The 15,077-nt window shown below is 37.2% G+C and carries 14 protein-coding genes; 4 read left to right on the top strand and 10 right to left on the bottom strand.

Annotation, left to right across the window (positions count from 1 at the left end; genetic code table 11):
• Positions 1–12: 12 nt before the first annotated feature.
• The 10 genes from MHB51_RS16985 to pdxS form a co-directional block, all read right to left on the bottom strand.
• On the bottom strand, positions 13–1,320 hold the full coding sequence (locus MHB51_RS16985; protein ID WP_066166791.1) for an aminotransferase class III-fold pyridoxal phosphate-dependent enzyme: 1,308 nt from the start codon (positions 1,318–1,320) through the stop codon (positions 13–15).
• Between the two features lie 14 nt (positions 1,321–1,334).
• Positions 1,335–2,531, bottom strand: a complete 1,197-nt coding sequence (locus MHB51_RS16980; protein ID WP_342558669.1) for a hypothetical protein — start codon at positions 2,529–2,531, stop codon at positions 1,335–1,337.
• Complete coding sequence (locus MHB51_RS16975; protein ID WP_342558668.1) at positions 2,524–3,450, bottom strand: M14 family metallopeptidase; 927 nt, start codon at positions 3,448–3,450, stop codon at positions 2,524–2,526. Before MHB51_RS16975 ends, MHB51_RS16980 begins: the two co-directional genes overlap by 8 nt.
• Positions 3,451–3,472: 22 nt before the next feature.
• Positions 3,473–4,309, bottom strand: coding sequence for a nickel transporter permease (gene nikC / locus MHB51_RS16970; protein ID WP_066166800.1), 837 nt, complete (start codon positions 4,307–4,309; stop codon positions 3,473–3,475).
• A 14-nt stretch (positions 4,310–4,323) separates the two neighbouring features.
• On the bottom strand, positions 4,324–5,301 hold the full coding sequence (locus tag MHB51_RS16965) for an ABC transporter permease (RefSeq protein WP_342558667.1): 978 nt from the start codon (positions 5,299–5,301) through the stop codon (positions 4,324–4,326).
• Between the two features lie 27 nt (positions 5,302–5,328).
• On the bottom strand, positions 5,329–6,912 hold the full coding sequence (locus tag MHB51_RS16960) for an ABC transporter substrate-binding protein (protein WP_082799030.1): 1,584 nt from the start codon (positions 6,910–6,912) through the stop codon (positions 5,329–5,331).
• 9 nt (positions 6,913–6,921) lie between these two features.
• Positions 6,922–8,007 (bottom strand): Xaa-Pro peptidase family protein, encoded by a 1,086-nt coding sequence (locus MHB51_RS16955; protein ID WP_066166807.1) that lies wholly within the window; start codon positions 8,005–8,007, stop codon positions 6,922–6,924.
• 333 nt (positions 8,008–8,340) lie between these two features.
• Complete coding sequence (locus MHB51_RS16950; RefSeq protein WP_066166812.1) at positions 8,341–8,673, bottom strand: DUF3870 domain-containing protein; 333 nt, start codon at positions 8,671–8,673, stop codon at positions 8,341–8,343.
• A 384-nt stretch (positions 8,674–9,057) separates the two neighbouring features.
• Entirely contained in the window at positions 9,058–9,552 is a 495-nt protein-coding gene (locus MHB51_RS16945; RefSeq protein ID WP_342558666.1) for an LURP-one-related family protein, read from the bottom strand.
• Between the two features lie 138 nt (positions 9,553–9,690).
• Positions 9,691–10,557 (bottom strand): pyridoxal 5'-phosphate synthase lyase subunit PdxS, encoded by an 867-nt coding sequence (gene pdxS / locus MHB51_RS16940; RefSeq protein ID WP_342559498.1) that lies wholly within the window; start codon positions 10,555–10,557, stop codon positions 9,691–9,693.
• A gap of 173 nt (positions 10,558–10,730) precedes the next feature.
• Here pdxS and MHB51_RS16935 point away from each other — a divergent pair, with 173 nt between their 5' ends.
• The 4 genes from MHB51_RS16935 to menC are packed head-to-tail and all read left to right on the top strand — an operon-like array spanning position 10,731 to position 14,640.
• Positions 10,731–11,585: a MurR/RpiR family transcriptional regulator gene (locus MHB51_RS16935; RefSeq protein WP_066166821.1), complete on the top strand. Its 855-nt coding sequence runs from the start codon at positions 10,731–10,733 to the stop codon at positions 11,583–11,585.
• A gap of 5 nt (positions 11,586–11,590) precedes the next feature.
• Entirely contained in the window at positions 11,591–12,727 is a 1,137-nt protein-coding gene (locus MHB51_RS16930) for an amidohydrolase (RefSeq protein ID WP_342558665.1), read from the top strand.
• Complete coding sequence (locus tag MHB51_RS16925) at positions 12,724–13,533, top strand: GNAT family N-acetyltransferase (RefSeq protein ID WP_107943197.1); 810 nt, start codon at positions 12,724–12,726, stop codon at positions 13,531–13,533. Before MHB51_RS16930 ends, MHB51_RS16925 begins: the two co-directional genes overlap by 4 nt.
• Positions 13,534–14,640 carry an o-succinylbenzoate synthase gene (gene menC, locus MHB51_RS16920; protein WP_342558664.1) on the top strand — a complete coding sequence of 369 codons (1,107 nt, stop codon included), beginning with the start codon at positions 13,534–13,536 and terminating at the stop codon, positions 14,638–14,640.
• The last annotated feature ends 437 nt before the right edge of the window (positions 14,641–15,077 follow it).

Genomic DNA, 15,077 nt, shown 5'->3' with positions numbered 1-15,077 from the left:
TCATAGCACTGTTTAAATTTTTGCTACTTGTTTCAATGCCTTTTCCATTGCCGCCTCAAGTATCGTTAATTCCTTGTCCTCATGTGCCAATGAAATAGCATGATGAGACAATGGCTTTGCTAAGCAGTACAATTGGTCGCCCTGCATTGATTGAATAAAAGCGATATATTGCTCTGCATTCCCATGTGCAGCCTCACGATAATTTGTTGGCTTCTCTTTTGTAAAATACCAATGAATATGCCCACCCTTTCCAACCATATGCGCATCAATGTTTAGCTCGCTTGCCTTAGAATTAAAGAATTTGATTAATCTTTCTGTACGTTCATCCAACTTTTGTAATACATTTTCTTCTTCATATACTTCGAAAAATGCTAAAGCTGCTGCTAAAGAAGATTGATGACCATTGTATGTTCCAACAAACGCATAACCGCCTGGTTTCGCCTCCGCAATTTGCATAATTTCTTTTTTACCAGCTACCGCTGATAATGGAAAACCATTTGCAATTGCTTTACCAAAAGTTGATAAATCAGGCGTCACACCAATTCTTTTTTGATAGCCGCCTTCTGATTCCCTAAAGCCTGTTAATAGCTCATCGAAAATAAGAACAATATTGTATTTTGTACATAGTTCTCTTACAGCCTTTAAAAATTCAATATTTCCAGATATATAGCCTATATCAATTAATGTTGGCTCTAACACAAGCGCAGCTAAACGCTCATGATTTTCCTCAATAATTTTTTGTGTTGCTTCAATATTATTAAAAGGAATCACAACTGTACTTTCTACAATTTTTTGATTTAAGCCTGTCGAGCCTGGTAACGGATTTGGTTTATCTGCTTCTCCCGCCTGTGATAAATCTGCCCAAGTGCTGACATTGACTACATCACTCCAACCATTATACGCACCTTCCACAACAGCTACATCTTGCTTATTTGTATAAGAGCGAGCCATCATAATTGCATGTAGCACTGCCTCCGTACCTGTATTTGAAAATCTAACTTGCTCAGCAGTTGGCACAAACTCTAAAAACTTTTTAGCTACCTTTACTGATAATGGTGTTTCAACCCCTGTAATAATGCCAGATTCTAAATTGGCATGATATTTCTCCATAAATTTCTTATGATTATGCCCTAAAATAATTGCCCCATTGCCTAACACAATATCTAGATATTCATTGCCATCTAAATCCGTTAAGTATGCACCATTTCCCTTTTTATAATATGTAGGATGTGGTGCAACAAAACGGCTGTTTGAATTCACGCCACTTGGTGAATAATTCCTCATTTCCTCGTACATTTTACGCGATAATTGTAAGCTCATCAAAATCTCTCCTATCAAAATATTTTTAACTCATCAGCAGTTAGCATGTTTTCATATAATAAGTGATAAAAATCTTGTTTTTCCTCTATGGGAACACTTTGTACGATAGGTAGTAGACTTTCTAACCCTCGATAATAAGAATAAATAAAAGGCCCTCTAATAAAATCCTCAATAAACGATATTCTCGATTTAATCCAATTTTCTTGTCCAAAAGCTTGGCTAGCTAAATAATTAGCAACCTCTGATTTATCTAGCTGTAATTCATTTAATAGATAGCTTGCATTTAATGTCGTACACATCTTTAATTGCTGAGCTGTTTTTGCGATTTCATCGTGTTCATTTTCATCCCAGCCTAAAAAGATTTGACCACAATCTGCAATTCCTTCAAAAATAGGGCTGGATGCAGAGTTTGTAATAACTAAGCCTGCATCTAATGGGATTTTTCCGCATTTGACAGCCTGTTCTCTTTTATACATATGTGTGAAATGCCCTGGAAACACTTCATGCGTCACTAAATGCTTTAAATCCTCATATGTGTAGTGATAGTCAGCATTAATAAGCATTTCGCGTGATTTATAATCTGCATATGCGGAAAATGGTACATCTTTTACAAGCTTTGGCTTTGCTTCAATGCTATGAATATCATCGAACATTTTGCGACTTACATCCTCTTTGGCGGTTTGTATTAAATTTGTTAAAACAGCTAGCATATCATCTGTTTCAACTTTTCTGTCTTCAAACCATTTTTTATACATTTGCTGCACTGTGCCGCTATAGCCTGCTGCTTTCAATTGGGCTTCAAGTCTTTGCTGAATTCTATTTATTTTCCACCCTGCTACAGGATTTGAGTCTACAAATAATAAGTTTCTTACTATGTTGCGAAATGAATGCGCCTTGCCCTCTAAATAGCGAATATAGTACATCATTCCATTTATTTGCTTTGCCATATATTCACGTCTTAATTCATTTTGAATATTATTCAATCGACTATAAAGCGACCTATAATCCTCTAAAATATGTGCAAAGCTACCGTATTGATAGACCTGTGATTCAACAAGCTGTACAGGTACTAGCCCCTCTGTTTTCAAAAAGCCATTTTGGCTACTGTTTTGTGTTTTTTTATAAAACTCATCTAGACCTAATGTGATTTTCACGAATTCCTCTGATAATTCAAAATCTCCGTCGCAATAAGTGATGGTCATTTTAGTCATTTTCCTTCGACTCCATATTCCCAAGCATCCATCCATAATCACCCGAATTAACCGTTCCAACATAGCCACGCATTAATATCATCACATTTTTTTCAAATGGTGCTTTAATCGTTTCTAGTAGCTCAAATGTTTTAGGGTTATAAATTTCTGCAATTGTTTGCTGCCCTTCGATAATTTTATTTACATAGCTAAAATCAAAGGCGGGTACTAGCATCCCTCCCTGAGTTGGTCGAATACTAGCAATTTCAGTTAATACAACTTGATTTTCTACTGTTTTCAATTCCCCATCTATTACTTTTAAATAAACTAATTGATTAATAATTCCTTCTACACCACGTGCAATATCCTTTTCGTAGTTAGGTCCCCCACCAATTTCAATTGTGACAGAAGGTATATTTAATTCTGTCGTTACGGTAGCAGTTGTGCCTTCATAGCTTGCTGCTGGTCTATATAAATAAGGAGATAAAAAGGCTTTTGATAAACCTTCATCATTATGAATGTAGACATAATCGACAATCGGGATTTTACCACCAGCGTGAATATCAATAAATGCATCTGTTTTTTCTAATATTTCCTTCGTAAACTTAAAGGCAAGTTGGTCTGTAATCCAGCCTTTTTCATCACCAGGGAAAACACGATTTAAATTATTCATATCGAGTGGTGTATTGCGTGTAACACTTTCAAATGCAAGTTGGTTAACGATTGGGATAAGCCATACTTGCCCCTTTAGCTCATAGTTCTCTAACTCCTTTGCTACACGGCGAATAATTTCTGCACCAATTAACTCATCTCCATGCACAGCACCAGAAATAGCAACAATTGGACCTTCAACTGTACCTTTATATTTATGAACTCCAAATGTCACCTTCTCACCATTTGATAAATGTGTGATTTCGATTTCTTCATATGTTTTTTTCATTGCTATTCTCCTCTTCCATTTGTTATTTTTCTAGTTTATTGTCAGTTAAATCGCGAATGCCATCACCTAATAGGTTGAAGCCTAACACTGTAATGATAATAGCTAATCCCGGATACAATGACAGATGGGCTGTTTCGCGAATATATTTCATTCCAAATGCCAACGTCCAACCCCAGCTGGCTTCAGGTGGCTCTATACCTAAACCTAAAAAACTAAGAGTAGCTTCAGATACAATAGCAACACCTAAGCCTAAAGTAGCTATTACAATAATTGATGACATTGTATTAGGTAAAATATTGTAAAAAATAATTCTAAAATTGGATGACCCAATTGTTTTAGCAGCCTGTACAAATTCTTCTTCTTTAATCGAGAGGACATTCCCTCTCACAACTCGAGCGTAATTTGTCCAATAAACGAGTCCAATTGCTATAATTACGTTTTCAATACCTGGTCCTAATGCAGCGACTAATGCAATTGCTAAAAGCACTACAGGAAACGACAGGAAAATATCAACAATTCTCATAAAGAAGGCATCAATCCAGCCACCATAATAACCTGCTATCAAGCCAATCGCTACTCCAATTAGCATCGAAATAGCTACTGAACTTATGCCAACGATTAATGATACTCTCGCACCGTAAATAATTCGTGTTAATAAATCTCTGCCATATTGATCTGTTCCAAGAAGATGACCTTTTTCTCCTGGCTTCAATAATATTTCATTCATATTCATTTCATATGGATCATGTGTAGCTATCAAAGGAGCAAAAATTGCACATAGCACTAGCAATATAACGATTGTGCCCCCAATTACTATGGACTTATTTTTTAAAATTCTCTTTATGTCAACGCCATTCAAAATTGTCCCCTCCTTTATGAACGGATCCGAGGATTGATTAGGGTATAAAGTACATCTACGATTAAGTTAATAATTGCGAATAAAAACGCAATGACCAATACACCGCCTTGTACGACCGTAAAATCTCGTTGACTTATCGCTGTAATAATAAGTCGTCCTACCCCTGGCCATGCAAAAATCGTTTCTGTTACGATTGCGCCCCCTAGCAAATTACCAAATTGTAAGCCAATAATTGTGACAATAGGGATTAAAGCGTTTCTAAATGCATGTTTTAAAATAATAATGCTGTCTGAAACCCCTTTTGCATCTGCGGTGCGAACATAGTCCATCTGTAATACTTCCAGCATCGCAGCTCGCACCATCCGAGTAATAAAAGCAGCGCTCATTAAGCCAAGTGCGAGAGCAGGTAAAATTAAATACTTCAAGCTTTCGAAAATATAATATAAATTGCCCGTCGTTATTGTTTTTAGCAATGCCTCAACAACTGGGTCCCCCCTGCCGAACGAAGGAAGTATATTCAGGTGAATAGAAAAGCCTAATATCAATAATAAACCTAGCCAAAACACCGGCATCGACACTCCGATTTGAGCGAAAATCATTCCTAAATAATCAATCCAAGTGCCCCTTTTCACTGCTGATAAAATCCCTATCGGTATTGCGATAAGTAGCGCTATAATTAACGCTACTATCGCTAGTTCTAACGTTGCAGGAAGGGTAGATAAAACAATGTCCACTACCGACTCATTTTGAATATAGGATTTTCCTAAATCCCCTTGAGCAACGCCAGCTATATACTTCGTTAGCTGCTCTAAATAGCTAGCATTGAGCCCCATTTGTTCTTTAAAACGATTAATTTCCTCTTGTGTCGCATCTTGTCCTAATAAAGTAACAGCCGGGTCACCGGGAATTAAATAAAGCAGGGAAAATACTAAAATTGTTATACCTAGTAGTACTAAAATAAGCTGCAGAAGCTTGTTCATTATTTTTTTCATATTTATTCCCTCTCCTCTGCAGTAAAATTAATTTTCAACTTGTACATTAACCATGCTATAGAAGCTTCCATTTGGTGAAGATTCAAAGCCAATTAATTTCTTCGAATGAATAACAACATAGCCTTGATATAGTAAAACGTTATAAGCTACTTCTTCATTAACAATTGTTGCGACTTCTTTATAAATCTCTTTTCGTTTCGCTTGCTCGCTATTTTCCCGACCTTCTTCTAGCAATGCATCGACTTTAGGATTATTATATTTCCCATAGTTGTTACCACTTGATGAATGGAATTGATTGTACGTAGCACGGTCAGGGTCAAATAAATTTAACCAACCTAATAAAGCAACTTCATATTTACCTTCCATCATATTATTGCTAAATGTTGACCATTCTGTAGTTGTTACCCTTGTTTTAATGCCGTTTTTAGAAAATTCATTTTGCAAATACTCCACTACTTGAATTCGATTTGGGTCCTCCGTATGCGTAGCAAGCTCAATTTCTAAATTAACGCCATTTTTATCAACAATGCCATCACCATTTGTATCCTCATAACCCGCTTCTTTTAATAATTCCTTCGCTTTTTCCGGGCTATATTCAAAATCGGGTACATCATCGCTATATGCCCAAGACGATGGCACTAATGGTGATTTTGCAGGCTTGTCCATTCCACGATAAATCGCTGATGAAATCGTTTCTTTATCAATAAGATGTGAGATAGCTTGTCTAACTTTCAAATCAGCTGTTTTTTCATTTTTCATATTAAAGTTTAAATAAGTGTAGCCAACGCCTTCTTTTTCTTCAGTAATGAAATCATTATTCCCTCTCATGCGCTCGACATCGGATGCTGAAAGCGGCGAGTGAATAAAATCTATATCCCCCGATTCTAGTGAGGCTACTCGAGTAGAGTTATCAGGAATAATAAAGTAAGTTAATTTTTCTGTTTTAGGTGTGCCAGCGTAATATTCTTTATTCGCTGTTAAAACAATTTTGCTATTTTTATCCCAGCTATCGAATTTATATGGACCTGTACCAATAGGCTTCGTAATTAATGATTCACTATCCACTTCAGCAATATGTTTTGGCACAATGCCTATTTCTAAATAACTAAGTAATGGTGCGTAGGCTTGTGATAAATTAAATTGCACCTTATAATCATCTACTATTTCAACTGATTTAATCGGTGAAAATAACGCTAAAGAATTTGATTGGAAGGCTGGGTCAAGAATTGTATCAAATGTATATTTCACATCTTCGGCTGTTAATACTTCACCATCATGGAACTTTACGCCTTCTCTTAAATTAAAAATCCATGTTAGCTCATCAGGATTTTCCCAACTTTCAGCTAAATCTGGTGTTGGCTCTAAATTTGTATTCAGACGAATTAAACCGTTATATACAACTTCAGTTACACGCTTACTAGATGAGTCGCTTGCTAATCTAGTATCTAATTTTGTTGCATCGACATCTAAACCAATTTTTATTTCATTTTTAAAGCTAGTTCCCCCATTTTCTGAAGAAGTATTTTCTTCAGGATTACTAAAGCTACATGCTGCTAATACAGCAACTGCAAATAACATCACAAACAATAATTTAACTTTCTCTTTCATCATTTTTCCCCCTTAATAATTAATATTTAGCCATTCATTCGAAAGATTGCTTAGTTTTTTTGCTCTTTCATGTTGAACGTGTACAACGTCTTCAATTCGCAGTCCGAACTGCCCTTCAATATAAATACCTGGGCCAATTGTTACAACCATTCCCTCTTGAAATACATCATTTGAAAAGTGATTAATATATGGGTACTCATACGCTGCTAGACCAATTCCATGCCCTAGATTATGCGTATAATAATCTAGCAAATTTCTCTTTTTTAACTCTCCTCTAACAAATAAATCTACTTCTTTAATGCCTAAACCCGGCTTTATCATGTCAATCACCGTAGATTGTATCTCCTTCAAAATATCGAAATATTCCGTTATTTTAGCATCTAACAACTCACCACATTTCATCATCCTCGTCATATCTGAACGGTACCCATTATATTTGCAGCCAATATCAATCAAAATAGATTCCCCTTCTTGAATCCCTACTTCCCTTGACAGGTGATGCGGATTTACCGTATTTCTCCCTGTTGCTACAATCGGATTGAAATTTAACTGATGAACATTTGATTGTGCAAATAAAGTAATAATTTGATGCTTAATTGATAGTTCAGTTGCAGGTAAATGAATAAGCTCCTGCAATTGACAAAAAACAGCATCCGTTATTAAAGTCGCTTGGCTTAAACAATCAATTTCTTTTTCATCCTTAATGATTCTCATATCCTCAATGTAGCTAGTAATGGATAGTTGTAAATCAGAGCGTTTAGTCTGCAAATATAAATAATCATGTAAGCTAAGACCACAATCAAAAAACACTTTTTGATTTAATGGTATATGCTTGCTTAACTGCTCAACTCCCTCCTCACTATCTAAGTAATAAATAATATTTATATTGCTTATTTTTAGCGGATGTTGTTTATACAGCTCATTAATAAATAACTCAAACGTATCATCCGGCTTTAGCAACAAATAATAGGGTCTTGAAGAAAAAGACATATCTTCACCCGTAAGATATTGGATATTTTCGGCTGAACAAACGATGGTGCAAGTTTTAGAAAATATAAGCTTTTCATAAATTTGATTCATTCTAATTTCGTGTCTCATAACATCCTCCTTTAAAATAAAAAAAACAGAATTAATATACGCACCATTAAATAATCATAACGATACGAATATTATTTCTGTTTGGGTTTGAAAAATGAATTCATAGAAGGGTTACTTCTAGAAGGTTTTCCAAGCAAATCGAAATAGCTGTATTTAATTTTAACTCGCATTAAGCCTCCCACTTAAAAACTTAAGTGAAAATAGGTTAAAGGCTAAGTGGCAGTTCAACTGCCCGTAAAAGCCCGATTGGTTCAACTAACAATCCGTGCGGGATGAGAAACGCCCCGACTGATTGAAGTTTCACTTTATAATATCAGAATAGTCTGAACTCAATTAATTGTCAACTTTTATTTTATTTTTATAAATTAAAAATTGATTATATGCATCTCGAATCGCTACCGAAACCGCTTTCTTTCCTAGGGCAAAATAGCGATTTTCAAATTGTTCGATTTGTTCCTCTAAACCTAATTTCATATCATGCCCAACAAATATGGATTGAAGAAAATCGGAGCACATGGAAGTGACAAATGTGGAAGAAACATTTATTATACGATCAGTTTCTGAATCAATTTCAAAGCCAATTCCCATTACTCCGTATAAATTCTTAGCAGCCATTCCCTCCGGTAAACGAGCATAGCCTGTACAAATAATCGTTGTAGATCGCATACTCCTTCCCCTCTCTAACTATTTCAATATATTTTAATAACAATATTCTGAAAAGTCAATCAGTCGGGAAATCCTAAATATAACCGAGTTACCATAATTTATTTGTACATTAAAACTTACGTTATTAAGGTAAAATTCACCTTCGAATAAAGTGAACCTTCAATCAGAGGGGGGTTTCGCACGCCCCCCACTTAAACATCTCGATTTTATCTGTTGTTTTGAAGTGGGGGTCTGTGCTCCTGCGGTTACTCGTCGCAAAAGTACAGCCTGTTCCTGCGATTACTCATCGCAAACAAATTTGTTAATACGGGATAAACGATATCGCCTTTGAAATATGAATTAAAATTCTTCTTCCTCTTTGCCATACGTTCTTTTCCAATAGCTTTATGTTGCTGCAGATGCAGCCGCTGCATTATCTGCCTTTACACAATCAATCGCTACAACGAGCGCAATGATTAACTTCCCCAATTGCTCATCTAAAACTTCCACCTTATAGCTATCACCCCATGTAAACCATTCTTTATTCACTTTTCCAACAACTTCTCCATGCTTAAATATAGAAAAATTCATATCGAACCAATTGCCCCGCACCTCAATTCCTTCCGCTACAATGGAATAACGTGCTTTAAAAAAGCTGAATTCTTTTTTAATTCGCACCATTTCTCGTCCATCTACTTCAACAAAAAATGTTGGTAAAAAGCTAAAAACCTTTTTCGTAATAACTGCTACCTCAGTTCGTGATGAATTAAATATCGTAAACGTTTTTGGAATTTGGAGAAAGCTTCCCTCAACAAAGTACACATCTTCTCCCTGTGCATTTTTCACTGTAAACTTCCCACTCAAGCTAAATACTTTTTGTTTAATATAGAGCTGGTTCATATCTGTTCCCCCCTGTTCCGTATTAATTTACTAATATATACGTTTTTCATCTTCCAATAGATTCATTCATTTAATCTATCATATGTAAGCTGTTGAAAAACAAGCATGCTTCCGTTTTTCAACAGCTATAAGCAGCATTTATAAACTGCGCGTAGCCATTCTTTCGCAATCTGGTAATGTGGATAAATCAATCCCCTTCATCGGTGTACCTAAATCTTTTGATAAGCGAGCAATCAGGTCGTAATCTTGAAAATTAGCCGTTGCTTGCACGATTGCCTTTGCAATGAGCTCTGGCTTCTCTGACTTAAAAATTCCTGAGCCAACAAATACACCATCTGCACCTAGCTCCATCATGAGTGCTGCGTCTGCCGGTGTTGCTATACCACCTGCTGCATAATTTATTACAGGCAAACGCTTCGCCTCTTTAATTGCAAGCAACACCTCATAAGGAGCACCAAGCTTTCTAGCCTCTGTCATTAATTCTGCTCGGTCCATATGAATTATTTTTTGCATTTGTGCATTTACTTCACGTAAATGGCGTACTGCTTCAACAATATTTCCTGTACCCGGTTCACCTTTTGTTCGTAGCATTTTTGCCCCTTCACCGATACGTCTTGCTGCCTCCCCAAGATTGCGTGCACCACAAACGAATGGCACTTTAAATTCACTTTTTAATAAATGAAACTCTTCATCTGCTGGTGTTAGAACTTCACTTTCATCGATAAAATCAATATTCTTCGCCTCTAGTACACGCGCCTCCGTAATATGACCGATGCGTACCTTTGCCATAACGGGAATGGAAACAGCAGCCTGTACCTCCTCTACAATGCGTGGGTCTGCCATACGTGCAACACCACCAGCTGCACGAATATCTGATGGTACACGCTCTAAAGCCATAACGGCTACAGCTCCGGAAGCTTCTGCAATTTTCGCTTGCTCCGCATTTATAACATCCATAATTACACCACTATATTTCATCATTTTTATCTTCCTCCTTTTCCTAATTTTAGGTTAGCATATTTTGACCACTTCAAAATATCCAGTTTTGTATTTTTTTATAGTGTCAGCAAAAAATCATTTGAAAGAACTTTCAGAAAACTCATTGCACTCTCTTATTGTTTATGATAAATTGAAGTCTATACTTCAGTTTGTTAAAAATGAAGGAGTGACTTCTTTCGATGTCAATTAAAAAGAGAATTGAGCAGCATTTTAGTGCATTATCAAAATCACAGCAAAAAGTGGCAAATTTCGTACTAAATAACCCTACTTTCATTAGTATGCATTCTGCAGCCGAAGTTGGAAAAAAGGCTGGTGCAAGCGAAACAACCGTAATACGTTTTTGCTATTCACTTGGTCTTGATGGCTATGTACAGCTCCAAAAAGAATGGACAAAATATTTACTTGAACATAAGACGAATAGTACATTAGGCAATTATGTAACATCTAAAGAGGCACTTGTGAATGAGCAGCTTTGTGAGAAAGTGATGGGACAAATAAGCAAGCAAATTGCAAATGTCGCTAACGAAATTGACCCTCAGCAATTCCACGAAGCAACCAAAAAAATTCATGAAGCTAATACTATTTATTTAATTGGAGCTGGTGCCTCTGCCTTCGCTGCCCAATGGCTACAGTTCACACTCAATATGCTACGCCCAAATGTGAAGCTTGTTCAAACCGATACGAGTACACTTATTCGAACATTGCAGGAAGTCGATGAAACAGCAATTGCCATCGTTATTTCCTTACACCGTTATTATAAAGAGCCCCTCCAAATTGCCGAGCAGTTTCAGAAACGAGGTGCTTATATAGTGGCTATTACTGATACGAACGTCGCACCGATTCATCAATATGTACATGATGCATTTGTTTTACAACAGGTAGAGCTTTCGACAATTGATTTAATGCCTGTGCTGATGGCATTTCTCAATACGCTAGTTGCTGGCATGATGTCTCACGATATACCATACTATAATCAGCAACGAGTCAATTATGATGATTTTCAAAATAGCTTTTTAGCAAATAGATGGAGTTGATTACTATGACAGTACAAACAATTACAGAACAAATGGAAAAAGTATTTATTCATTTACATGCAAATCCAGAAATTAGCTGGCAAGAAGTTGAAACAACTGCTTACATAGCACAGTTTTTAACAGAGGAAGGCTTACAGCCACAAACCTTCGATAATATGACGGGACTTTATGTTGACATTGGTCAAGGCATTCCTAGAGTCGGCTTTCGCACCGACATAGATGCTCTTTGGCAGGAGGTTGACGGCGAGTTTAAAGCAAATCATTCTTGTGGACATGATGGTCATATGACGATAGCTATTGGCGTAGCATTATTATTAAACAAGCTAAAAGACACTTTACCTAGCGCAGTTCGTATCATCTTCCAACCTGCTGAGGAGAAAGGACAAGGAGCCAAAGCGATAATAGAACAAGGAATTACCGAGCCTCTTCAATATTTATTCGGCACACATGTAAGACCATTAGTTGAAATTCCAGATGGTGTTCATGCACCAGCACTTTATCACGGGGCTGCCAAAATGTTTACAGGCACAATTACAGGTATTGAAGCACATGGTGCTCGCCCCGAGCAAGGGATTAACGCAATCGAGGTAGCGGCTGCTCTTGTCGATGCAATTAAGCGTCATTGGATTAGTCCTACACAATCAGCATCAATTAAAATGACACAGCTTCAAGCAGGCGGTTCATCAGCAAATATTATTCCTGGTACTGCAACATTTAGTATTGATGCGCGGGCGCAAACCAATGACACAATGGAGGCACTGACAGATGGCTTCAATAAAGCTGTCACAGCAATCAGCACACTTTATGGCGCAAAAATTGAAACAAACTGTGCCGCTCATATCGTTGCAGCACAAGTGAACGATGAGGCGAAAGCGATTATGAAGCAAGCAATTATCAAAACAGTTGGTGAAGAAAATTGCGCTAGCGATGTTATTACGCCCGGCGGTGAGGATTTCCATTATTACGCTTACAAGCAGCCGCATTTAAAAACAACAATGCTTGGCTTGGGCTGTGGTGTGACGCCTGGTCTCCACCATCCGCTCATGACCTTTAATAAAGAGCGTCTATATGTAGGAGCCGAAATTATTACGAAAGCTTTATTATTAGCCTTACAGCAAGTAGAAAGAAGCGGACAATCATGATTTTGATTAAAGAATTAACAACGATTGAAGAAATGGAGCTCGTCCAGCAGCTAGAGTATAAAGTATGGGGAATCTCCCCTATTCCAACACACCAAACATTTACGGCTGTTAAAAATGGAGGGATTATCGTTGGGGCTTTTGATATGGAGCGATTAATTGGCTTTAGCTATGGCTTTGCAGGTATGAAAAATGGGAAAAGCTATTTATGCTCACATATGCTCGGCATTGATGATGCCTATCGCTCTCAGCAAATTGGTGAGCGTCTAAAGCTAGCACAGCGTGAGATAGCTATCAAAAAAGGCTATGATTTAATGACTTGGACATACGATCCTCTTGAAACACGTAATGGCTTTTTAAATTTATCGAAGCTTAACGGTATTTGCGATACGTATATTGAAAATTGCTATGGTGAAATGCAGGATGGCTTTAATAAAGGATTGCCCTCTGACCGTTTCGAGGTGCATTGGCATTTAACGAGCAATTATGTAGTGGAGAAGCATCAACCTTTAGTGCTGGAAACTATTCCTCTTGGCGAAATCTTAATTGATGAACATAGGCTGCCAGCATTACAAGTGATTGAGCTAGGACATTATGATGCTGTGAGTTATTCTTTACCTGTCCCACAGGATTTTCAAATGTTAAAAAAGCAAAGCAACGAGCTAGCATTGCATTGGCGACTCGCCACACGCAAAATATTTCAAGGTTTATTTGCGGCAGGCTATACGGCAGTTCGCATAGAAAAACAGCCAAAATGGAATGAATATATTTTCGTAAAAAAAGCAACTTTAGCACTGGAGGAAGCATAAATGAAGATTATTGAAATGACGATACGCCATTTACAAATGGAATTAAAATCACCGTTTACAACGAGTTTTGGCACATTTACAACGAAAAACTTTTTACTTTTAGAGGCTAAGGATGAGGCGGGTACAATCGGTTGGGGTGAATCTGTTGCCTTCGACTCCCCTTGGTATAACGAAGAGACGCTTAAAACGAATTGGCATATGCTAGAGGATTTTTTAATTCCTCTAATTTTAAATAAAGACATCGCTCACCCAGATGAAGTCAGTGAAATTTTTGCACCAATCCGTAAAAACAATATGGCAAAATCGACGATTGAAGGTGCTGTTTGGGATATTTACACACAACAAACAAAACAATCATTAGCACAGGCTCTTGGTGGTACGAGAGATAAAATCGAAGTGGGCATCAGTATCGGCATTCAAAATTCAATTGAAGAACTTGTTGAATTAGTAGACGGCTACGTGAAGGAAGGTTATAAGCGGATTAAAGTGAAGGTGAAACCAGGCTGGGATGTAGAGGTAATGCGTACTTTGCGCGAAACATTCCCTCATGTGGCAATTATGGCTGATGCCAACTCAGCATATCGTTTAGAGGATGCTGAATTATTAAAGCAACTGGATGAATTCAATTTAACAATGATTGAGCAACCTTTAGCTTCAGATGATATTATTGACCATGCGAAATTACAGCAGCAACTAACAACACCCATTTGCTTAGATGAAAGCATTCATTCACTTGAAGATGCACGTAAAGCTGTGGAGCTAGGCTCTACTAAAATTATCAACATAAAAATCGGTCGTGTTGGCGGCTTAACAGAAGCCAAAAAAATTCATGATTATTGCGCAACGGCAGGCATTCCTGTATGGTGTGGTGGCATGCTAGAATCTGGCGTAGGTCGCGCACATAATGTGGCTCTAACAGCACTTTCGAACTTCACCCTGCCTGGTGACACAGCAAGCTCAAGCCGCTATTGGGAAAAGGATATTATTGAACCCGAGGTTGTCGCTGAAAACGGCTATATCCAAGTACCTCAAACAGTAGGTATTGGCTATGAGGTAAATAGAGAAACAGTGGATGCTTACACGATAGCGTCAAAAATTTATCGTTAATTATTCATTGTGAAAGGGAGCTGTCCAAAAAGCCGTGCATAGCTGGCATTTTGGACAGTAGCGATGATGCTTCGCAAAATGTTGATTCCTATAAACAGAAAACGCCTCTTTTAAAAATGGGATGAACATTGGCTTTAGCAGCGCTATCCTTCAGTAAAAGGGAAGCGATGAAAACATTGATTTCAATGCGGTGTCAAAACAAAATAAACTTTTCGGACAGCTCCCGCTATTATTTATTGAAATATGTCTTATTTAGAAAACAAATAAATTTTTTAGAAGGTTGAAAATACTCCATATAAAGACTTTGCTTTAACATACAATCGTATAAGCAAAACTGTATTTTGTTAGCTTAGGAAGGTTTTTTACTTTCCAAACAGCCTCTAACATATTAACAGCCTATAAAAAATCCATTTAGTGAAACTAGCAATCTGTGAAAA

This window comes from Metasolibacillus sp. FSL K6-0083, assembly GCF_038630865.1.
In the GTDB taxonomy this organism is placed as follows: Bacteria; Bacillota; Bacilli; order Bacillales_A; family Planococcaceae; genus Metasolibacillus; species Metasolibacillus fluoroglycofenilyticus.
This window is presented reverse-complemented; position numbering and strand designations above follow the sequence as displayed.